Annotated in this window: 13 protein-coding genes; 3 read left to right on the top strand and 10 right to left on the bottom strand. The window is 52.5% G+C overall.

Going from position 1 to position 22,326, the window contains the following annotated elements:
* Positions 1 to 44 precede the first annotated feature (44 nt).
* The 5 genes from CIK99_RS02095 to radA form a co-directional block, all read right to left on the bottom strand.
* Complete coding sequence (locus CIK99_RS02095; RefSeq protein WP_094379283.1) at positions 45 to 2,294, bottom strand: cation:proton antiporter; 2,250 nt, start codon at positions 2,292 to 2,294, stop codon at positions 45 to 47.
* 162 nt (positions 2,295 to 2,456) lie between these two features.
* A complete protein-coding gene (locus CIK99_RS02090) occupies positions 2,457 to 5,342 on the bottom strand; it encodes a putative LPS assembly protein LptD (RefSeq protein ID WP_094379281.1) in 2,886 nt (961 codons plus the stop codon).
* A 68-nt stretch (positions 5,343 to 5,410) separates the two neighbouring features.
* Positions 5,411 to 5,947 carry an HDIG domain-containing metalloprotein gene (locus tag CIK99_RS02085; protein WP_094379279.1) on the bottom strand — a complete coding sequence of 179 codons (537 nt, stop codon included), beginning with the start codon at positions 5,945 to 5,947 and terminating at the stop codon, positions 5,411 to 5,413.
* Between the two features lie 21 nt (positions 5,948 to 5,968).
* A complete protein-coding gene (locus tag CIK99_RS02080; protein WP_094379277.1) occupies positions 5,969 to 7,744 on the bottom strand; it encodes an oxaloacetate decarboxylase in 1,776 nt (591 codons plus the stop codon).
* Between the two features lie 126 nt (positions 7,745 to 7,870).
* Entirely contained in the window at positions 7,871 to 9,280 is a 1,410-nt protein-coding gene (radA, locus tag CIK99_RS02075; RefSeq protein ID WP_094379275.1) for a DNA repair protein RadA, read from the bottom strand.
* 92 nt (positions 9,281 to 9,372) lie between these two features.
* Between radA and CIK99_RS02070 the strand changes: the two genes are divergently transcribed.
* On the top strand, positions 9,373 to 10,293 hold the full coding sequence (locus CIK99_RS02070; RefSeq protein WP_094379273.1) for an ABC transporter substrate-binding protein: 921 nt from the start codon (positions 9,373 to 9,375) through the stop codon (positions 10,291 to 10,293).
* Between the two features lie 87 nt (positions 10,294 to 10,380).
* Complete coding sequence (locus tag CIK99_RS02065) at positions 10,381 to 12,525, top strand: tetratricopeptide repeat protein (RefSeq protein ID WP_144007871.1); 2,145 nt, start codon at positions 10,381 to 10,383, stop codon at positions 12,523 to 12,525.
* A 49-nt stretch (positions 12,526 to 12,574) separates the two neighbouring features.
* On the opposite strand, the gene CIK99_RS02060 is transcribed toward CIK99_RS02065, so the two are convergent.
* From CIK99_RS02060 to kdsA, 4 genes are all read right to left on the bottom strand, one after another.
* Entirely contained in the window at positions 12,575 to 13,834 is a 1,260-nt protein-coding gene (locus CIK99_RS02060) for a phosphatidylserine/phosphatidylglycerophosphate/cardiolipin synthase family protein (RefSeq protein ID WP_094379270.1), read from the bottom strand.
* Positions 13,835 to 13,837: 3 nt separating this feature from the next.
* A complete protein-coding gene (locus tag CIK99_RS02055; protein WP_144007870.1) occupies positions 13,838 to 17,608 on the bottom strand; it encodes a two-component regulator propeller domain-containing protein in 3,771 nt (1,256 codons plus the stop codon).
* A 73-nt stretch (positions 17,609 to 17,681) separates the two neighbouring features.
* On the bottom strand, positions 17,682 to 18,632 hold the full coding sequence (locus tag CIK99_RS02050; protein ID WP_094379266.1) for an SIS domain-containing protein: 951 nt from the start codon (positions 18,630 to 18,632) through the stop codon (positions 17,682 to 17,684).
* Positions 18,633 to 18,647: 15 nt separating this feature from the next.
* Positions 18,648 to 19,412 (bottom strand): 3-deoxy-8-phosphooctulonate synthase, encoded by a 765-nt coding sequence (kdsA, locus tag CIK99_RS02045; protein WP_094379285.1) that lies wholly within the window; start codon positions 19,410 to 19,412, stop codon positions 18,648 to 18,650.
* Between the two features lie 214 nt (positions 19,413 to 19,626).
* On the opposite strand from kdsA, the gene CIK99_RS02040 reads away from it, so the two are divergent.
* Positions 19,627 to 21,195, top strand: coding sequence for an NAD(P)/FAD-dependent oxidoreductase (locus CIK99_RS02040; RefSeq protein WP_094379264.1), 1,569 nt, complete (start codon positions 19,627 to 19,629; stop codon positions 21,193 to 21,195).
* Between the two features lie 56 nt (positions 21,196 to 21,251).
* Here CIK99_RS02040 and CIK99_RS02035 read toward each other — a convergent pair whose 3' ends face one another.
* Complete coding sequence (locus tag CIK99_RS02035) at positions 21,252 to 22,070, bottom strand: alpha/beta hydrolase-fold protein (RefSeq protein ID WP_094379262.1); 819 nt, start codon at positions 22,068 to 22,070, stop codon at positions 21,252 to 21,254.
* Positions 22,071 to 22,326 lie beyond the last annotated feature (256 nt).

Raw genomic sequence — 22,326 nt, 5'->3', positions numbered from 1 at the left:
TTTTGGGGAATACTATGTTTTATTATTGGTTATGTGGGGCGTGGTTAGGTGGTTAGTTGTTGTAGGTTTTCTTCTTCGCCTACGATCCATACTACGTCGCCCTTTTGGAATTTCCTTGAGGGAGGGATGGGGGAGAGGCGTTCTTTGCCTTCTTCCAATCCCACTACCATGCAATGATAATGGTCGCCGATGCCACTGTCTTTTAGGCGGACGTTGAGTAGTGGAGAGCTGCCGTTGATGACTAACTGACGGAGCTTCATCTCTCGACGCTCGGCATACTCGTCGGCAACAACCGACGAACGCATTGCCTCGGCAAGTTTCGATAGCTGACTGTCGTCACCAATCACCTGCAGACGGTCGGCGGGGAAGATCTGCTCGTCAGCATCGGGGATGTTGATGTAATGATTGGCACGGATGATGCTACACACGTGTACACCAAAACGCTGGCGTAGCTCGAGCTGCTTGAGGCTATGACCAGCCCAACTGGAATCAGTGGGAACGTCGATGATACTGATGTGAATGTTACGATCAAGCAGATGGCCAGCATAGAGAGGACGCTTGCGTCCGCGTAGCTGCGCCTCAATGTCGCGTGAACGAAGGTTCTGCAGAAACATACGCTCGAGACGTATGGAGCTATGCTTCAACCACCGTGACAACACAAACAACACAATCACAGCCACAGCGATGGCAATGACCAGTGCGTGGGCAAAATGACCAAGATAGTTAACAATATAAAATATGAATGAACAAGCTATGACCACCCTAACGAGAATGGTGAACAACAAAGGCAGATGATTGAGACGGCTCTCAGCCCAGAGAGCCTTGAACTCCTCGCTATGATTCTTCTTTACCACCATCGCCCTAAGGAAAGGCGACATGGCGATAATGGTGAGGGAGCCACAGATGAGGTTGGCCGCTACTGGCCATGCTGGTAAGAGATGACGCACGATGGGGAGGAAGAACATCAGCATCAGCGCTGTGACGGTGACGGAAAGGATGGAATAGATGACCGTATTGAGAGTCATCTGAAGGAGAAGGGAGCGCCAGTAGTTGCTCGAGCCCTTGCCTGAAGGGAGTCCGAGGGTGATATTGTTGAAGAAACGAATGGCACGCTTAGGCAACCGACGCTCAAGAAGCGCATAGCACGGTTCGGCGGCACGAATCATATAAGGTGTAAGGAATGTGGTGATGACCGAGACGGTGACGACGACAGGATAGAGAAAGTCGGCGATGACGCCAAGTGACAGTCCTAACGAAGCGATGATAAAGGCGAACTCACCAATCTGCGCCATGGAGAAGCCACATTTCATTGCCGTCTTCAGGGTCTGTCCGCTGAGCAGATAGCCGAGAGAACCGAAGAGTGCCTGTCCGGCGAGTATGGTGACGACGACAACGGCGATAGGCATGGCATAGCCAATGAGTATGTCAGGATCGACGAGCATGCCTACAGAGACGAAGAATATGGCACCGAAGAGGTTCTTTACGGGTTCGACGACACGTATGATCTTCTCCGCCTCGATGGTCTCGGCAAGTATGCTACCCATGACAAACGCTCCGAAGGCACTGCTGAAGCCGACCTGTGTTGACACCACCGCCATGAAGCAACACAGTCCGAGCGACACCACGAGGAGTGTCTCCTCGTTGATGATGCTCCTCATGCGTCGTAAGAAGATAGGGATGAGAGAGATGCCCACAACAAACCACAAGATAAGGAAGAAAGCGATGCGCATGACGCTGCCCAGCATCTCGCCGCCGTCGGGGTTGCTGCCTTGCGCCACCGACGATAGCATTACCATCATCACGATGGCAAGTATGTCCTCAAGGATGAGCACGCTCATGACAAGTCCCGCAAACTGCTGTTGTCTCAGTCCCATATCGTCGAAAGCCTTATAGATGATAGTCGTTGACGACATGGCAAGCATACCAGCGAGGAAGATACAGTTCATCTCGCTCCACCCGAAAGACTGTCCGACGGTGAATCCGAGCAGCATCATACAGAAGATGATGGTCATGGCAGCGATGACTGGTGCCGCTCCCATCTTCAGAATCTTTTTGAAGGAGAAGTCGAGTCCGAGAGAGAAGAGTAGGAAGATAACTCCGATGTCGGCCCATGTCTGTACGTCAGCCTTATCCATCACCGACATGGTGTAAGGCATGTGAGGACTGACAACGAAACCAGCCACTATATATCCCAATACGAGAGGCTGTTTAAGTTTTTTGAACAATAGTGTTACTATGCCTGCGACAACAAGGATCAGTGCGAGGTCTTTTACAAGAGGAGGTAGTTCAGCCATATCAATAATCAATTTGGATGTTAGGGAATATACCACACCTTACCGTCATCAATGCAACCGCACAGCACAAGTACCGCAGCACTTTATCGATGTTGCAGCACTTTATCAGTACCGCAACACTTTATCGATGTTGCAGCGCTTTATCGATACCTATTGACGGCATCAATACCACTGCACGGCATTGCTATAGCTGCTACGCTTGTCGTATTTAAGAGCATCGGTGAGGGTGGCAGCATTGCAACGGAAGGAGAAGTTGTAGCTTGTGTAAGGCGCGAGCACCACCGAGCACGACATATTGAAGCAGTGGAGGTCGCGTCCGAGCGACGCTGTGGTCATCGATATCTTATGATTCTCGAAGTCATATCCTGAAGAGAAGCTGATGTTCCATCCGTCGCTTATTCGCACGTTGCCGCTCACGTTGAGTGTCTGCGAGAAGCTGTAAGGATAGCGCATCTTGTCGTAGTCGAAGTCGCCTGAAGTATTCTCGCGCATGGTGATACCATAACCGAAGCTGAGCGACCATGGCATAGAGAACTTCATGTATCCGTCGTCGTCGGTCTCAGCCTTGCCAGCGTTTTCCTTTCGTGCTCCGTGTTGTCCTTTCTGCATGGTGTCGTCCTCGTTAGTCTCACGGTTGAAGTCATCCTCTTCGTCCTCGTCGTCGAGATCGTCACGGTTCCTCTTGTTTTTGTCGTTTTTCTCCACCTTCTCGCCTTTGAGCCACTTAATGAAATTGCCGACCTTAGTATTGTCGAGCGTGTAAGAAAGGTTTTGCGAGATGCCCTGGAATCGTCCGAACTTACCCTGGCTATAGAGCGTGGTATGTTCTGAGAGGCGTGGATTGCCTTTCTCGTCGAGTTCGTAGGCGTAGGTGGCGAACACCGCGTTGAGGTTGAGCGTATAGCTCTTGGTGAGTTTCAGACGGAGACGTGTGCTGAGGTCAGACCATGGGCGAATGTCGGTAGCCATGTTATAAGACATCGACGCTCCGAGTTCGTCGATGATGCTGATTTTCTTGAATCCCGTAGTGTCGGCATCAGACTTTATCTTCATCTCGATGTTGTTAGAGATATCCATCGAGATGCTACCCGTCTTACCCTTTCCCGGCACGCCGTATAGTCCGCCGGAGTAAGGAGAGTATTCGACGAGTGTCACGTTGCCCTCAGCATCGGTACGCTGGTAAGAGTCGTAGTAGCCATAGCGTGACGAGCTGAAGTCAGGAGCATAGTTAAAAGACACCTGTGGAGTGAAGACATGTCTTATGGCCTGTATCTTGTCGCCAAAGATTTTCTTTGATGGGATGAAGAATCCGTAGAGCTTTGTTGAAGCGCTGACGCTCATCGTCCAGTCGTAGATATTGTAGAAGCCGTCGATGGTGTCGTTGACCTCCGTCTGTCGTACCTCATCCCACGACTTCTTCACCTTGTTGGTGTACATACGGTCGGTGAAGTTAAGCGACGGATTGATGTTCAGATAGCCGAAGAGCGTGAAGTTTCCGCTGATGGGTATAGAGTGTCGCATACCGTTTCGCCAGTCTCTTGTAAGACTTGAGTGAAGCAGCTTATCTTCCTTAGTATTAATAGAGTTAGATAGTTGTCCGGTGTAAGACATAGAGATCTTCTCGTACCACTTTTCCTTTCCAGCCGCCTTTTTTCTTTTGAAGGGATAGAAGCGGCTGACAGAGATGTTAAGGTCAGGGAGAGTCATCGAGATGGTAGAGTCTTTCATGTTCTGACTGAGGTTCATTGTAGATGAAAGAGTGAGACCGATGCTCGAGAAGGTGTTTGTCATCGAGACAGACGATGTACGAGTGGTCTGAGCATAGCTCTGCGGGTTGTACATCGATGTGAGGTTGTTTTTCTCGTAACTGCTGGTGGCGAAGTTGACGCTGGCCGAGATGGTGCGGAAGGGGTTAGCCTTGGCATCCTGTCTGTGGCTCCACTGAATCTTGAAGCTCGTCTGCTTCATGTAGTCGGGCATGTTTTTCTCGCCATTGATAGTATTCTGATAGCTTGCGAAGAAGCTGCCGCTATATCTATAACGTTTGCGGTAGTTAGACGCCGCCGACAATCCCCACGAGCCCTTGGTATAGATCTCGCCGAGCACTTTGAGGTCCATCTTGTCGCTGATGGCGAAGTAATAACCGCCGTCGCGAAGATAGAATCCGCGTTCGGTCTCGTCGCCATAGGTAGGCATGATGAGTCCGCTGGAGTAGCTCTTGGTGAAAGGGAAGAAGCCGTATGGTACGGCGAAGGGCAGAGGCACGTCGGCCACGACGAGATAAGCAGGTCCGAAGACGGCGTCTTTACCTGGTCGCACTTTTCCTCGCGAGAGAGCAAGATAAAAGTCGGGATGCGGATGGTCGCAGGTGGTGTATTTACCGTGTTTGATAAACATCTCACCCTTGTCGTTACGTTTAGATATCTCGCTGGTGAGGAAACCCTCGTCCTGTTGAGTATATACGCCCGAGATGAGACCCTTTTTTGTCTTGAAGTTAAAAGCCATGGTGTCGCTCTCGTAGGTGTCGCTACCCATGACGAATACCGGTGTACCGAAGACATTGCCAGTAGTGTCCTTAGAGCCAGTGGCATGCACGAGGCTGCTGTCGAGATTCATGTATATCTTGTCGCTCTTGAGGTCCATGTCCTGATACTTCACGCTCGAGTTACCGTAGAGGTGAGCCAAGCCCGTTGCCCCTTCGTATGTGAGCGAGTCCTCGGCTTCATATTCCACGGGCGAGTCGATGCCGTTCTTACGTTTTCTGTTGATGCTGTCGAGGGCCAACGAGTCGTCGATAGCCTTATTATGATGATAAATAGCCAACTCGAGCGAGTCCATCAGTGTAGTGTCAGGACCCGCAGTCAAGGCGCTGTCAACAGTAGTGTTTAACCTATTGCCTACGAATGTGTCTCGAGGTACAGAGTCGGTCTTGAGTCCGATGCTGTCTATGTCGTTTGCCTTTTTGCCTTTAGTGTAATGTTTAGGCATTGAAGCCCAAATGAATACGAAGGCAAAGAGCAAGATGAATGTCAATGTCTTTTTTCTCACGCTGCAAAATTACTGCAAAAAATGCTAATATCGTTATCCCTTTATTTATTTTACAATAAATTAACAACTCACTCAAACATCTCCGCCCACTGCATGAAACGGGCTACGGTGGATGGTCCAAACTTTTCGAGGCTTTTGGCGGTTTGTTCTACGGTGCGTCGCCTTTCGGGATGCGACTTGGAGAAGAACTTGTCGGCATAGCACACTATCTGTTCCTCGATGGTCTCGGGACAATAGTCGCCGGGAGGCAGAGGCAGGTTGCGGTCGATGATCTGTTGTCGTGTGATGCCCGTCCCCGTATGTCGTTCGCACACCCGTGCCAACTCAGGCAATCCCTCGTTGCGCAACATCCTTCCCCCGTTGATGCCATGAAGGATGTAAGGGTCGGTGCCATGGCAGTGTATGGAAGGTGCGTCGGTACGGCAGATGCCAATGTCGTGAAGCATGGCAGCCTCGTGAACGAACTGTGCGTCGGCCCCCAGTTCAGGATGCCGACGCACTATGTCGATAGCTTTCTCAGCGACGTCTGAGCTATGCTTTAACAGCAGCTGCTTAAGTTCGTCGTTCTGAGGATAATACTTGTCGATGATGTCTTTATAAATCATTCTTTCGATAGAGTCATTATCTTATTCTTTTACCTCTCTTTCTATCCAAGCCAAGGTATCGCCGCGGCGCACTTTTCCGCCCTGTTTTACAGCCACGTCAACAAGTTTACCGCCGAGGGCAGAAGGTATTTCGACAATCTCGCCCCAGTTAGCCTGGATATAACAGAACGTGTCGCCTTCGGCATATTTCTGTCCGACGAACGGTTCGAGACACTTGTTGACGCCCTCGCCAGCAAACTGGAAATACACCTGTCCGGCCACGGGAGCCACGATAGCGTCGGCCTTGGCGTGCTTGAAGGCAGCAATCTGCTCTGGAGAAAGTGTTGCTCCGAGTTTGGCGTCCTTAGCCTTCTGTATGTCGGCGAGGAGATTCTTCTTAGCCTGTCCGTTCTTGAAGTTACGGTACTGTTCGGGGTGCATTGCCAGTTCGAAGAGTTCCTCGTCGTCAGGTCCTGCTTCCCATCCATTGTCAGCCATCTCCTTTCTGAAGTCGTCGAGTGCGTTTGGAATGAGAGTGTGAGGGTCGTCGTTGGTGAATGTGCGTCCCTGTTTCTCTGCCAAGGCGACGAGTTCTGGGTCGATAGCACCTGGCACCTTTCCGCTCTTGCCGAGGATCATTCCCCACATCGAGTCGTCCATCATCACGAATCGACCCTTGCCCTGTTCGATGGTGAGAAGGTTCATGAGTGCGATGTTCTTCACATACTGCGAGAACGGTGTGACGAGAGGAGGATAACCCACTCGTGGCCAGACGTATGCCACCTCGTCGAAGAGTTTTACGAGCATGTCGTCGATGCTCAGTTCGTCGATGCCCTTAGCCTTACGCAGTTTGTTGATGATGGCGTGAATACCGCCGAGGTCGCTCATCATTGAGCCCATCATGCCGCCTGGCAGACCGCATCCCAACAGAAGCGACGACATGTGTTTGTTTTGCGGATTGATGAAATATCCGAGCCAGTCGTCAATAAACTCCTGAGTGAGCGAGCGGGCGTGCATATAAGCGTTCATGTTTATGTCAGCCACCTCGAAGCCCTCGTTCTTGAGCATGCTCTGAACGGAGATGATGTCTGGATGGACCTTACCCCAGCTGAGCGGTTCGATGGCCGTGTCGATGATGTCGGCACCATTGTTACACACCTCAAGAATGGAAGCCATGGAAAGCCCCGGCCCAGAGTGTCCGTGATACTGTATGATGACGTCAGGATGCTTCGACTTAATCATACCCGTCAGCTTGCCGAGCATGGCCGGCTGTCCTATTCCCGCCATGTCCTTGAGACAGATCTCGGGAGCACCGGCAGCGATGAGCTGGTCGGCTATCTCGCTATAGTATTCGGCTGTATGTATTGGCGAGTTGGTTATGCAGAGCGTGGCCTGCGGTGTCATTCCCGCCTCGGCGGCCCATTTGATGCTTGGTATGATATTGCGCACGTCGTTGAGTCCGCAGAAGATACGTGGAATATCGACACCCTGAGCGTGCTTCACCTTATACATCAGTTGGCGGACGTCGTCAGGCACGGGATACATGCGTAAGGCGTTGAGTCCACGGTCGAGCATGTGGGTCTTTATTCCCACCTCGTTGAATGGTTTGCAGAAAGCCCTTACGGCATTGTTAGGGTTTTCACCTGCCATGAGGTTCACCTGTTCAAAAGCGCCTCCGTTGGTCTCCACACGGGCAAAACATCCCATGTCGATGATGGCAGGAGCGATGCGTTCGAGTTGGTCTTTGCGTGGTTGGAACTTTCCAGAAGACTGCCACATGTCTCGATAGACGAGACTGAATTGAATTTTCTTTTTCATAATGATAATGTTTAAGTGTGACAATACTGAATTGTCGCTGCAAAAGTAATGATATTTTTCTCATGTGCCAAACACTTTCGCAATTATTTTCACAAAGAGAGCACACTTTTTAACTAAGTTAACACATCATCCGAACAAAGCCCTCAGCGCTTCCTCCACCTTACGCACGGGATGAAGTCTGATGGAGAGATTCTTGTCGGCTAACGACGAGTAGTTATATCGCGGAACTATCATGTCGGTAAAGCCGAGTTTCTCAGCCTCCTGCACACGCTGTTCGATGCGGTTGACGGGTCTTACCTCGCCGCTCAGTCCCACCTCGCCAGCCATGCACCATCCCGGTTCGATGGCAGTATCCACATTGCTCGACAAGACGGCGGCGATGACGCTGAGGTCCATGGCGAGGTCGGTGACGCGCAGCCCGCCGGCAATATTCAGGAAGACGTCTTTCTGCATTAGTTTAAAGCCCACGCGCTTCTCAAGCACGGCGAGGAGCATGTTCAGGCGACGCTGGTCGAAGCCTGTGGCCTGACGCTGTGGAGTGCCGTAGGCAGCGGTGGAGACGAGTGCCTGTGTCTCTACGAGGAACGGTCGCACGCCCTCGATGGCAGAGCTGATGGCGATGCCGCTGAGCCCCTCGTGCTCCTGGTTGAGGAGCAGTTCAGAAGGGTTGCTCACCTGACGGAGTCCAGTCTGTTGCATCTCGTAGATGCCCAGTTCGGAGGTGCTGCCGAAGCGGTTTTTTATGCTTCTCAGTATGCGGTACATATAATGCTGGTCGCCCTCAAACTGTATGACCGTATCGACGATATGTTCGAGTATCTTCGGTCCTGCCAGAGTGCCCTCCTTGGTGATATGTCCGATGAGCACCACAGGCACGCCGCTGGTCTTGGCGAAGCGGAGTAGGGCAGAGGCACACTCCCTCACCTGGGTGACGCTGCCTGGACTGGTGTCCACGTCGTCGGTGGCGATGGTCTGTATAGAGTCGATGATCACTATGTCGGGTTTCACCTCTTTTATATGTGTAAAGATGTTTGCAAGGTCGGTCTCACAGAGGATATGAACATTGTCGTTCTCCTCGTGTGGAATGCGGTTGGCACGCATCTTCAGCTGATGAGCACTCTCCTCGCCGCTGACATACAGTATCTGGCGGTCGTTCATCCTGAGGATGGTCTGCAGCGTCAGCGTGCTCTTGCCTATGCCCGGTTCGCCGCCGAGGAGCACTATCGAGCCAGGCACGAGACCACCGCCGAGCACACGGTTGAGCTCGTCGTCGTGAAGGTCGATGCGCGGTTCGTCCTTCGAGCTTATCTCGCGCAGCAGCAGCGTGCGGTTGCGCTCGCTCCTCATTCCCCTTCCTAATTCGCCCGCCTTGGCAGAAGCCGTAGCTGCCTGATGAGCCTTTGACGCGGCGGTGTCAGAGGCGATGCGCAGTTCCTTGAAAGTGTTCCACTGGCCGCAGCTGGGACATTTCCCAATCCACTTTGCCGATTCCTGTCCGCAGTTGCTGCAGACGTATGCTATCTTGTCTTTTGCCATTGTTTAGTGAAAATTATGGCACAAAAGTACCAAATATTTTCGTAATGACGAAATTTATTCGTAATTTTGCACCCAAAATAGACAAAAAAGATATGAAGAAGCTCATTTATCTTGTTTTCTTCGCTGCAATAGTGGCTGCATGCGGACAGTCGTACGAAGAGACAAAGCGCATCACGAGGCTCGAACGCCAACGTCTTGCCCGTGAGGATTCGGCGGCACTGAAGGTGGCGGTGATACCCACCCTCGACTGCCTTCCCTTTTTCGTGGCGAGACACTACAACCTGTTTGACTCCCTCGGAGCCGACATACGTCTGAAAGCCTTCTCGTCGCATATCGACTGCGACACGGCCATCCTCTTCGACCGCGTGGAGGTGGCGGCCAGCGACCTGGTGAGGGCCGAGCGCATGAAAGACAAGGGCAAGAAGCTGCACTATCTCACCGCCACCGACGGCTACTGGCTGCTCATCACCAACCGCAACTCGCGTATCAAGGAGCTGAAGCACCTCGCCGACAAGATGATGGCGATGACACGCTATTCAGTCACCGACATGCTCGGCGACCATGCCGTGGATAGCGCAAAGCTCGACCACGAGAAGGTGTTTCGTGTACAGATAAACGACGTGAGGATACGCCTTCGCATGCTTCAGAACAACGAGATGGACGCCCTCTTCCTCACCGAGCCACAAGCCACCGAAGCCTTAGCCGGCCGCCACAAGACCATCATGGACTCGCGCAAGCTCGACTGGAAGATGGGAGTGATCGTCGCCAGGGAGTTTGAGAAGAACGACACCGCCCGACAGCGACAGCTGAAAGCCCTCGAACAGGCATACGACGCTGCCTGCGACTCCATCAACAAATACGGTGTGGCCCACTACAGCCAACTCGTGGCACGACTCTTCGACGTGAAGGAAGCCACCGCCGACTCTATCCGTAACTACAAATACCATCACTATATCGAGCCTCGTGAAAAAGATATCGAAAGAGCAAGGATGTGGTTGAAGAAAAAACAGTAACGAATACTTATGACCAAGTGTGATTTTGAACTTCTCAATGCGTCTAATATATTAGACTATCTAAAACAAGGGAATCTGAAGAATGCAGTGCGGTTACTTGAATTAACCACGGAAAAGTTTCCCAACAAGTGTCTTGCCGAAGAGATAAATACCTTGCGGGAAGACCTTAACAGAATAGTCACATACTGGAGACAAGACGCGAAAGACCCGTTGCTGCAGCAGTTTTTGGATGAGATAAAACGACACATCTTCGACCTCTACATGGATAGCGTCACACTATACTTGAACGAAGCCGACTCAGGGTTCCTCAACGAGATGAAGAAGAAAGCCAACAAGAAAGGCGACTCGTGGGAATGGGAAGAGGTGAGACGCAAACTCGAGAACTACGTCAGCGAAGAGGCACTCGCCTCGCTCGGCATCGACGACGACACCGACAGATACTACCGCATCTACGACGACCACATGGAGTATCTGCAACGGCTGTTCTACCATCTCGCCACCATGGGACAACTAAAGAACAGAGAGGTGGAAAGCATCAAACAACTGCTGCTCACCCCTACCGTGGATAGCGTTGACCAACAGGTGATAGTGACGGCGCTGACGCTGACGGGATTAAGGACTTTCGACATAAGAAAATTTGACATCCTCGCGCATACCGTCCTCTACTCAGAAGACGTAAGGGTGAAGGAGCGTGCCCTCGTGGGCTTCGTCTTCAGCATGGGAACAGACATGCAACTCATCTTCCCCGAATATCAGACTATCTTCGACAGCGTGATGGACCACGAGGAGCTGCGCGACGAGGTGTTGGAGATGCAGATGCAGGTGATATACTCTATGAACGCCAAGGCAGACTCGCGTACCCTCAGAGAGGAGATTATGCCGGAAATGATGAAAAACATGCCATTCAAATACAAGAACGGCAAGATAGAGGAGAAGGAAGAAGACCCTATGGACGACATCCTCGGCAACGACAAGACGGAGAAGATAGAAGAGAAGATGCACATCATGATTGATAGAATGAACGACATGCGCAACAAAGGGGCAGACCTGTTCTTTTCAGACTTCGCACAGGTGAAAGACTACCCGTTCTTCTCCGAGATGTGCAACTGGTTTCTGCCGTTCAGCATCAACCATAAGGAAGTGAGGAAGGTGGCCACCACGCCAGAGATAAAAAACATCATAGAGCTATTTACAAGGGAGTCAATGACTTGCGACAGCGACAACTACTCCTATGCGTTCGCCTTTGCGCAGGTGGCAAACAAGATACCGACACACATACTGGAAGCCCTTTCTACCGTCCCGACCACGTCGCTCGACGAAGACCTCGCAGCCAGCATAGTGCGTCGCAACTATATCCAGTCGCTCTATCGCTTCTTCAACCTCTTCAAATGGACCAACGGCTATTTCACGCCTTTTTCATACAACAAAGAACGTTATGACACGCCCAAAGAGAAAAGCGAGTGTGTCTTCATGCTCAACCCCCTGTTCGTCAAAGCCCCGTGGTTTGGCGACCTCTATCCGTCGTTCCTGTTGTTTTTCTCAAAGTATTTTAATAAAGACGACAAAGAATGGTTTGATGCAATCACCCGTGTGACCTGGCCAATGGCTCACTCCTTTGAGGGCGAGATGGCTATGGGAGTGTTTCTCCTCAAACTTAATCATCAGGTAAAACAAGCGGAAGAATGTTTCAGACTCGCCTTAAAACATAGACCTAATTCAGCTGTGGCAATGAAAAAACTTGCCTACACACTTAACGGCGTAAATGATGAAGAAGCCTTCCAGCTGCTGATGAATGCACAAGGACTGCAACCCGATAACGAAGCCCTCTGCTTTGACGTAGCCAAAAAAGGCTTCGAAACGGGACATTTCGAAGAGGTCATCCCGCTGCTCTACGAACTCTACTACAAACGTCAGGACGACAGGGAAGTGAAGGAGATGTTAGCGTCCTCGCTGTTGCTGAATGGCCAGATAGACAAGTCGGAAGAGATATTTGACAAGGTGTATGATGAACGTGTTGAGATGAGTGAATACACCGCCTTCTATGTGGCTGCGACGTGGTTGAAGACTGATTCGGTAAGACAGACTCACGAGATGATCAATGAAAAAGACATTGATATTGAATCAGTGTTAACCGCATCAATCTGGGAAAGGCCACAGGGCAAATACCTTCGCAAACTGTTTGATAGTCACGGAATAAGTGTAGAGGAAACCTATTTGCTATTTCATTATTGATAAAAAAAGAAAATGGATTTTAGGGGGAGTAAAGGGAGTGAAGGGATATTTACAAAAACGGTGCAAGCAGATGGGCAAACCATCCCACGAACTTCTTCCACGGACTACGCATCTCGTCCCATACCTCCTCGGTGAGATAGACGCTACGCTTCTTGTCGGCGTCAAACATACGTTCGAGTTCGGCGGTGGTATGGCTGTCGAGGATCACGGCGTTCTCCTCGTAGTCCCAGCGTAGGCTGCGGGCGTTGAGGTTTGCGCTGCCTACGGTGCAGAACTTCCCATCGACCATGATAATCTTCGTATGGTGGAATCCCGGCTGATAGACCCAGATGTCGGCACCTTTCTTCATCAGCTTGTGGGCATTGTAGAAGACGCAGTCGGGCGTCAGCGGTATGTCGCTATGCTGCGAGATCATTATCTCCACCTTCACGCCACGCTTGACGGCATTTTTCAGTGCCCTCTTCAGTTTGCGGTTGAGTGTGAGATAAGGGTTGACGAGTTTTATTGAGTCTTTGGCGGCATCGATGGCACCGAGATAAAAGGAGCGTATGATGTCGGGCGACACATGCGGTTCGCGGTTGATGATGCCGATGAGTTTCTTTCCTGCCGTGGCGGTGGTGTCGCTTTTCAGGTTGTCCATCGTCGCCCTCTGTGAGAAATACTCGCTGCCGCCGATGTCCTCCTTCGTCACCTTTTTCCATATACGCAGGAAGATGCGCTGCAGCTCATCGACGGCACTGCCCTCGATGCGGCAATGCATGTCGCGCCATTCGCCCACCTGTTCCGTACCATTAAGATAATAGTCGGCCACATTCATTCCCCCGGTGAACGCCACGGCCCCGTCGATGACCACAATCTTCCTGTGGTCGCGCGTGAAGACATGGTTGACCCAGGGGAAGCGTATGGGGTCGAACTCGTATATCTCCACTCCCGCCTCGCGCAGGGCGACGAGGTGTTTCTTCTTCAGCGGACGGTTGTTGGAGTCGTTGCCAAAGCCGTCAAACAGCGCCCTCACCTTCACGCCCTCTTTCACCTTTAGTTTCAGTATGTCGAAGAGGCAGGAGGCGATGGAGTCGTTGCGGAAATTGAAATATTCGAGATGCACGTGGTGGCGTGCCTGGCGTATGGCCTCAAACATGTCGTCAAACTTCTGGTATCCGTTCATGAGCAAGGCCACTGAGTTGTCGGCAGTGAATGTCACGCCTTTGTTTTCGAGCACGTGGCGTATGGTAGAGTCGCTTCTTTCCTCGCCACGGGCATGGGTTGTGGCGAGGAGGAGGCAACACAATATTACGATGTTGCGTATCATTTTTTACTTTCTGTGTGACAGTCGGTATTCGATAGGCGACATGCCATATTTCTCCTTGAAGATATTGATGAAATTCTCGGCGGTGACAAAGCCCACGTTGATGGCCAGCTCGCTGAGGTTGATGTTGGTGCGTTCGAGCAGGGTGCAGGCGTGCCTGAGACGTATCTCGCGTACCAGTTCGGCAGGTGTCTTCGATGTGATCAACCTCACCTTCCTGTAGAAAGGCACACGACCCATACCCATGGCAGCCGCCATGCCTTCGAGGTTGATATGTCCGCGGCTCATGTTCTGCAGCACATACTGTTCGATGTTTCTTATCAGCTGCTGGTCCATGTTCTCGTTCATGATGGTGTCGCTGATGGTCTCGCCGCTGTTGTAGAGGTCGAGGTTCTCCTGCAGACGGCGCTGCTCCTCCTGTCTTTCGGCCTCTTCCTGCAGTTTCTTCTCTTCAGCCTTCCTTGCCTCTTCCTGTACGGCGTCGTTCTCCTCTTCTGAGATGTCGCTATAGTCAACGGTGGCCGTGGTCATACTTGAGCTGTAGCCTTCGAGGCGGCGTGTCTCCTCGCCCTCGATGACGTTGCATATACCCTCTGTAGGAGCCAGTCCGAGGAGGCGGTTGAAGCGTGTGGCTGCCTCGTGGAGGTTGAATGGCTTCGAGAGGTAGTCGTCGGCAGAGACGGTGATGTTTCGCTCTGCCATCTCGGCTGCAGAGAGCACTCCGTCGGTCATGAGCACGAAGTTGATGTCGTGGTATGTAGGTTCTGACTTTATCTTGTTGCAGAGTTCGCTACCAGTCATGTCGGGCATCTTCTGTTTTGCCACGACGATGTTTGGATGCAGCACTTCGAGGTCGGCGAGGGCCTTGAGTGTGCTGTTGTAGATATACACATTATATATATCGCCGAGCTTCTGTTTCATAAACTCGAGGAACTCGTTGTTGGTGTCAACGAAGATGATGGTGTATTGCTGTGTGACGAGACCCGTACGACGCGGACTGGCGATGGTGGCGGTGAGCTCGTCGCTGGTGCTTGCCAGGAGGTTTACCTCGCCCTTGTCGTTGAGCTGCAGACGGTCGTTAGCCACGGCGATGGCCTTCGACTCGGGATTTTCGAGATACATCTGCATCTCTGAGATGCGTGTGATGATCTGCAGCATCTGGAAGTGTAGCGAGTTGACCTGTTCCTTGGTCTCGACGTTGTCGGCTTTTTCGGCAATGGTTCCTATGATCGACGCCATGCGTGCCATGGGCTGACGCAGTTCGTCGCTTGCCGCCTTCACCTCGCTGCGCTGCCTGGCCAGTTCGGCGAGCACGGTCTTCTTCTTGTTCCAGAGGTAGTTCATCTGGTTGTATATCAGTCTTGCTATATAGACGATGAAGATGACTATGATGATGTAGGCTATGATCATCCACCACGACATCCACCACGGGTTGGAGATGATGATGTCGAGCTTGCGTTCTTGTTTGCTCACGGCTCCGTCGGCGCTCACCGCCTTGACGTGGAGGGTGTATTTTCCGCTTTCGAGGTTGCGGAAGGTCACTCCGTGGGTCAGTGGGTCGCCATTGCGCCAGTCGTCGTCGCGTCCTTCGAGCCAGTAGGTGAACTGCAGTCGTTCGCTCTGGTTGTAGTTTCCTCCTGCAAACTTTATGGTGAACGTGTTCTGGTCGTCGGTGAGTTCGAGCTGGCTGCTCTCGTTGAGGGCCTGCGGCAGTGGCACGGTGCCGTTATACTCGTGTCCGGTGATGATCTCTGTCTCGCCTATGAAGAGCTGTGTGAGCATCACCCTCGGCAGCGACTTGGTGTTCTCCTTGTCTCGCTGTCTTATCCAGTTCACGCCATAGAGTCCTCCGAGGAGCACGTTGCCGTCTTTCTTTGTGAGGATGGAGCCCATGTTAAACTCGTTGCTCTGCAGACCGTCGCTGATGTCGTAGTTGTAGAGGCTATAGGTGAACGCTCCCTCTTTGCCCACTCTGTCCACCACCACGCGGCAGGCGCCGTTGCTGGTGGTGATCCACATGTTTTTGTTTTTGTCCTCGGTGATACCGCAGATGCAGTTGTTGCAGAGTCCCTCGCTCTCAGTGATGTAGTTCAGCGAGTCGTTGGCGAGGTTGAGCACGTTGACGCCCTCGCGTGTACCCACCCAGATGAGTCCTCGTGTGTCTTGCGTCACGGTGGTGATATAGTCGTTGGTGAAGGTCTTGAGGTTGGTGGAGTTACCGGTGAGTATGGTGCGCTCGGTGGTCGAGAGGTTGAGCACCATGAGTCCTTCGCTTGTGCCTACGAGGAGGTTGTTGTTGTGTCCGTAGTGTAGCGAGGTGATGTTGTTTGTCGATAGTTTGCCGTTCTCCTTGGTATATGTAGAGAAGGTGTTCATCTTCGGGTTATATACCTGCATACCGCCGTTGGTGGCTATCCAGAGGCTACCGGTCTTGTCGGTGCAGAGGGCGTTGATATGGTCGTCGATGATGGTGCGTCCGCTGTCTCTTACGGCAGAGTAGAACGAGGCGTTGCCGTCCAGGATGCGTGTGAGTCCGTTTTGCGGCGAGCCCACCCAGAGACTTCCGTCGGGAGTGGTGGCGAGTGCGCTGACCTTGAGGCTTACGAGGGGTCCGTCATAGCCTATCACGCCTTTGTTGTTTGTACCGAACCATGTCTTCCCGTCTTTGTCTTGTGTCATGGCGGTGATGTCGCCAGAGAAGCTTGTCTCAAACTTATAGATGTCGTTGCCGTAGTATGCCACGCCGGCTTTCTGCGTGCCCACCCACAGCAGGTCGGTGTCGTCAACATACACGCTGAGTATGCCAGCAGGCTCTTCCTCGTTGTGTGCCACGGCGTTGGCGCTCTTTGGCTTCACCTCTTCCACCTCGTGGGTGTTGACATTCATCTTCAGCAGTCCCGAGCGGTCGGTGGCAATCCAGATGTTGCCTTTCCTGTCGCCCGCCATGCCGTTGACGCTGCGGTCGATGCCGTCGCCGGTGAGTCCTATGGCGTCGCCGATGGTGGTGTCCCATTCGTTGGCTTTCTTGTAATACACCATCAGCGTGCCCTGTCCGTAGAGCCAGATGTTATCTACCTGGTCGGCAAAGGCCTTGAGCGACTTGCTCTTTCTGAGTCCTTTGGCGGCAATCTCGTTGGTGGACCATACGGTTGACTGCTGGTTGTTGATGTTACAGCAGATGATGCGTCCGTCGGTATATACCACGAGGGCTCCATCGCGGCATTCGCTGATGGAGCATATCTCGCCCTGCGGTATTCCCTTCACGTCTTCGGTATAGCCAAACTCGTAGAGGAGCTGTGTCTGGGTGTTGTAGCCTAACACGCCACGTCCGGGGATGCTTGCCCAGACGTTTTTCTGCGAGTCGATAAACACCACGTCGGGCTTTCCCTTTATGCCCATCTTTGCCCATATCTGCGACATCTCCCTTCCGAAGCTCTCGGTCTGGGGGTTGTAGATACAAAGTCCCGAGGCGGTCTTTATCCACAGGTTGCCGTCGATGGCTTCCTGTACATTTTCTATATAACTGTCGGGTAGCGACGAACCGTCGAGCGAGTTACACTGGAAGCTCTTGAACGTATATCCGTCGTATCTGTATAGTCCTGCTGGTGTGCCAAACCATACGAATCCCCTTGAGTCTTTCATTATGCAGTTTATCTGACTGCTGTTCAGTCCGTTTCGTGCGTTCAGTGTTTTGAACATATATACTCCCGCCGCTGCCAGTGGCATGGCGAAAAGAATAAAGAGCAGTATTCTGCGTAATGTCTTGCCGTACATCATATATTTTTGTTTGTTGTTATGTTTATTTGTCAACTTGTCAACTTTTCAACTCGTTTACTTGTCAACTTGTCAACTATATCATACAAGAATAGTGATCCACCACTCCGAGGAGATGCCGTTCCTTGTCGGTGACGAGCACTGAGTGTACCTTGTAGCGGTTCATCATCTTCTGTATGTCAGATATCTTTGTCTGTCGTGTCACGGTCTTTGGCGTCACGGTCATGATGTCAGAGACGGTCTTGTTGAAGAACTGTACCTTCCATTTCTCCATGGCGCGTCGTATGTCGCCGTCGGTGATCAGTCCGGCTATGGTGTCGTCGGCGTTCATGGCGATGCCGAGACCGAGCTTTCCCTTGCTGACGAGGATGATGGCCTCGCCGAGATGCATGTCGGGTGTGATCACGGGCAGGTCGTCAGAGCGCATCACGTCTTGTGCCGTGGTGAGCAGTCGCTTGCCAAGTTCGCCGCCGGGGTGGAAATGGGCGAAGTCTTGCGGACGGAAGTTGCGTTTCTCCATCAGTGCCACGGCGAGGGCGTCGCCCATGGCGAGTGTTGCCGTGGTGCTGCTTGTGGGCGCGAGGTTGAGCGGACATGCCTCTTTCTTCACGCTCACGTTGAGGTGGCATGAGGAGTATTTGGCGAGCAGCGACTGTGGGTTGCCGCTCATGCCTATGATGGGTATCTCCATGTGGAGCACCATGGGTATGAAGCGCAGCAGCTCGTCGGTCTGTCCGGAGTTGGAGATGGCGAGCACGACGTCGTCTTTGGTCATCACGCCGAGGTCGCCATGAAACACGTCGAGGGGGTTGATGAAGAACGACGGTGTGCCTGTGCTCGACAGTGTGGCGGCTATCTTTGCGCCAATGTGTCCGCTTTTGCCCACTCCGGTGACTATCACCTTGCCGTGGCATCTGAAGATGAGTTCCACGGCGTCGTCAAACTCCTTGTCTATGTACGGTATAAGGTCGAGTATGGCCTGTGCCTCGTCTTTGAGGCATTGAATGGCATATTCACGTGTTTGCATACGTATCTTAAGGTGTTAGTCGGTTATCAGTTTTCTCACCAAGTCCTCAAGGTCGTCGAGGCGCAGCATGTTGGCGGCGTCGCTGAGACCCTTGTCGGGGTCGGGATGCACCTCAAAGAAGTAGCCGTTGGCACCGAAGGCCTTGGCAGCCATGGCCATCATCGGCACGAAGCGGCGGTCGCCGCCTGTCTTCCCGTCGGCACCGCCTGGGCGCTGCACGCTGTGGGTGCAGTCCATCACCACGGTTGGTGTTATCTCCTTCATGTCGGGAATGTTGCGGAAGTCAACCACGAGGTTGTTATATCCGTAGATGTTTCCTCGCTCGGTGAGCCACACGTCGGCGGCACCGCTCTCGCGTGCTTTCTCCACGGGGTAGCGCATGTCGTTGCCGCTGAGGAACTGCGCCTTCTTCACGTTCACCGTGCGTCCGGTCTTGGCAGCTGCCACCAGCAGGTCGGTCTGTCGGCAGAGGAAGGCGGGTATCTGTATCACGTCCACCACCTGTCCCGTGTGCTCTGCCTGCCAGCTCTCGTGTATGTCGGTCAGCAGCTTCAGTCCGTAGCGGCTCTTTATGTCGGCGAGCATCTCAAGACCCTTGTCGATGCCGGGTCCGCGAAACGAGCGTATGGAGGTGCGGTTGGCCTTGTCGAACGATGCCTTGAAGATGATGTCAACGCCCAGACGGCTGTTGATATCCACCAGCGTTCGCGCCACGGTGTCGAGCAGTTCGGCTGACTCGATGACGCATGGTCCTGCAATTATCTTTGGTTGTGTATTCATTTCTGTCATTAAAAGTGTTTATTTTCGGCTCTTCTGTCCGCATCTTCTTTCTTTCAAAAAGACAGGGGACATACATTATTTAATGTAAACGAATGCAAAGATAATGTCTTTTGACGTAATAGCCAAATATTTCGCTGCAATAACCGTCAATTTTAATTCTTTTAACTGTATTTTTTTGCACATTTAAACTTTTCATCACTACCTTTGCACCATTATGATACAAGAAATGCAAATCAGGGTGCTGCCGCAGATAGCAGCATCCACAGCCACGATAAGGGAATATGTCGCCCGGGAGAAGGGCATCGACAGTCGCACCATACGCGACATCAGGGTAGTGAAACGGAGCATCGACGCACGCCACAGACAGGTGTTCGTCAATCTCTCGCTGCGTGTGTATGTCAACGAGACGCCTGCCGACGAGGGCTTCAGCCGTGTAGATTATCCTGACGTGTCAGAAGCACAACAGGTGGTGGTGGTGGGCGAGGGGCCAGCCGGTCTTTTCGCCGCCCTGCGTCTCATAGAGCTGGGCAAGCGTCCTGTCGTCGTGGAGCGGGGCAAGGACGTGCGCCAACGCAAGCTCGACCTGGCGCAGATATCGAAGAGGCAGAAAGTGGACCCTGAGAGCAACTACTGCTTTGGCGAGGGTGGTGCCGGCGCATACTCTGACGGCAAGCTCTACACCCGCAGCAAGAAGAGGGGAAATGTTGAGAAAATTCTGAATGTATTCTGTCAGCACGGAGCGTCGTTAGACATTCTTTGCGACGCCCATCCGCATATTGGCACCGACAAGCTGCCACGCGTCATCGAGGCCATGCGCAACACTATCATCAACGCCGGCGGCGAGGTGCATCACGAGACGAAGATGACGCGTCTCATCGTCAACGCCGGTGCCGTCGTGGGCATCGAGGCCGTGAGCCTTGCCACAGGTCAGGAAAGGCAGTATCGCGGACCGGTGATACTGGCCACTGGCCATTCGGCTCGCGACGTATATACGTATCTTTATGATGCGAAGATTGAGATCGAGGCAAAGGGAATAGCCGTCGGAGCGCGTCTCGAACACCCCTCGCGACTCATCGACCAGATACAGTATCACAACCGTGAGGGTAGGGGACGTTACCTGCCTGCTGCCGAGTATTCGTTCGTCACCCAGGTAGATGGCCGTGGCGTATATTCGTTCTGCATGTGTCCGGGTGGTTTTATCATACCTGCCGCCACCGACAAGCAGCAGATTGTGGTCAACGGCATGAGTCCAAGCAACCGTGGCGGACAGTGGTCAAACAGTGGTATGGTGGTCGAACTGCGTCCAGAAGATGTTGAGGGCGACAGTCCGCTGAGGATGATGCAATGGCAGCAGCAGGTGGAACGCGACTGCTGGCAACAGGGCAACATGAAGCAGACGGCACCAGCACAGCGCATGGTGGATTTCGTCAACGGCAAACTCAGCTACGACCTCCCCCGCTCGTCTTACTCGCCTGGACTGATCTCCTCGCCGCTCCACTTCTGGCTTCCGTCGCATGTGGGCAAGCGTCTTCGCGAGGGCTTCAAGGATTTCGGACGTAAGAGCCATGGCTTCCTCACCAACGAGGCGGTGGTCATTGCCGTTGAAACAAGAACTTCATCTCCTGTACGCATAGTGCGTGACAATGAGACGCTTATGCACGTCGGCGTAGAGGGACTTTTCCCTTGCGGCGAGGGTGCTGGATATGCCGGCGGAATAGTGTCGGCGGGGGTCGATGGAGAGCGTTGTGCCGAGATGGCGGCAGAGTATCTCAGTAGGCTTTAAATCTTCTTTCGAGGTTGTCTATCAGTCATCTTTGAGACTTCTTTAAATGATGTCTATTAGTCGTCGATAACCTCGGGGTCGGCATAGTCGCGTATCATGTCGCCATAGGCGTTTTTCAGGTCGCCTTGCTGTATGTCGATCACGGTGTTCACGTTGCGTTCGGGGTCGCGTGTGGAGTGTGAAAAGAGCCATTCGTAGGTCTTTGTCATATACAGCACACGTGCCAGTGCGCCGTGCGACGCCCCTTTCCACCAGTCGTACCTCAGCCTCGTGTCGAGTCCTTTCACCTTCAGTCCTTCCACCACGGTCTGCGACTGTCTCACCGACACTGCCCTGTCGGCCGTACCGTGTATTATCCATAGTGGCAGTTGGCCCAGTCCGGTCTGGTCTTTGAGCGAACATCCTCCGCAGAGTGCCATCGCCGCCGCCACCTTCTCGGGATAGGTGCCAGCGAAGTCCATCGTGCCATATCCGCCCAGACTCATACCTATTACATATACGCGTGTGGAGTCCATCTTGTAGTGTTCTTTGGTCCACTCCAGCACGTCGTTCACCTTCTTCGGGTTCCATGCCCCGCCGGGGTTCTGTGGCACGACGACAAGGGCAGGTATCTGCCGTCCCCTAACTATGGCGTCGAGCGGACCGTAGCGACGCGAGCGGTTGAGGTTGCTGCTGCATAGCGACGCGCCGTGGAGGAAGATGATGCATGGCGTCTGTTCCTGTGTGTAGAAATAGTCTTCGGGCGTATAAACCCAGAAGTCATAGCCCCCTGGTATCACCTTGCGGTTGGCATGCAGATAGTCGTACTGCGCAAAGCCTTCTGCTGCAGCAAGACACAACAAAACTGTAAATAATATTCTCCGTATCGTTCCCATAAAGTCAATCAATGTTTTTTGCAAATTATAAATAGTTGTAGATTGATGTCAAATGCAACAATGTCGAGGTCGTCGAATGTTGTCAAATGCAACAATGTCGAAGATGTCAATCTTTGTCAAATGCAACAATGTCGAAGATGTCAATCTTTGTCAAATGCAAAGTTATAACAAAATCCCCAAACCACCCATTTCTTCCACATTTTCTAATATTCTTTAACAAAGGACAAGAAACTCACAACCCACAGTCCACCGCCTC

The sequence above is a fragment of the Prevotella sp. P5-92 genome, from assembly GCF_002251245.1.
Lineage (GTDB): Bacteria > Bacteroidota > Bacteroidia > Bacteroidales > Bacteroidaceae > Prevotella.
The sequence above is the reverse complement of the archived record's forward strand: the minus strand, read 5'-3'. Positions and strand labels throughout refer to the sequence as shown.

Coding starts and splice junctions, on each gene's coding strand:
- CIK99_RS02095 (WP_094379283.1), bottom strand. CDS start 2,294: ATGGCTGAACTACCTCCTCTTGTAAAAGACCTCGCACTGATCCTTGTT.
- CIK99_RS02085 (WP_094379279.1), bottom strand. CDS start 5,947: ATGATTTATAAAGACATCATCGACAAGTATTATCCTCAGAACGACGAA.
- CIK99_RS02080 (WP_094379277.1), bottom strand. CDS start 7,744: ATGAAAAAGAAAATTCAATTCAGTCTCGTCTATCGAGACATGTGGCAG.
- radA (WP_094379275.1), bottom strand. CDS start 9,280: ATGGCAAAAGACAAGATAGCATACGTCTGCAGCAACTGCGGACAGGAA.
- CIK99_RS02070 (WP_094379273.1), top strand. CDS start 9,373: ATGAAGAAGCTCATTTATCTTGTTTTCTTCGCTGCAATAGTGGCTGCA.
- CIK99_RS02060 (WP_094379270.1), bottom strand. CDS start 13,834: ATGATACGCAACATCGTAATATTGTGTTGCCTCCTCCTCGCCACAACC.
- CIK99_RS02055 (WP_144007870.1), bottom strand. CDS start 17,608: ATGATGTACGGCAAGACATTACGCAGAATACTGCTCTTTATTCTTTTC.
- CIK99_RS02050 (WP_094379266.1), bottom strand. CDS start 18,632: ATGCAAACACGTGAATATGCCATTCAATGCCTCAAAGACGAGGCACAG.
- kdsA (WP_094379285.1), bottom strand. CDS start 19,412: ATGAATACACAACCAAAGATAATTGCAGGACCATGCGTCATCGAGTCA.
- CIK99_RS02040 (WP_094379264.1), top strand. CDS start 19,627: ATGATACAAGAAATGCAAATCAGGGTGCTGCCGCAGATAGCAGCATCC.
- CIK99_RS02035 (WP_094379262.1), bottom strand. CDS start 22,070: ATGGGAACGATACGGAGAATATTATTTACAGTTTTGTTGTGTCTTGCT.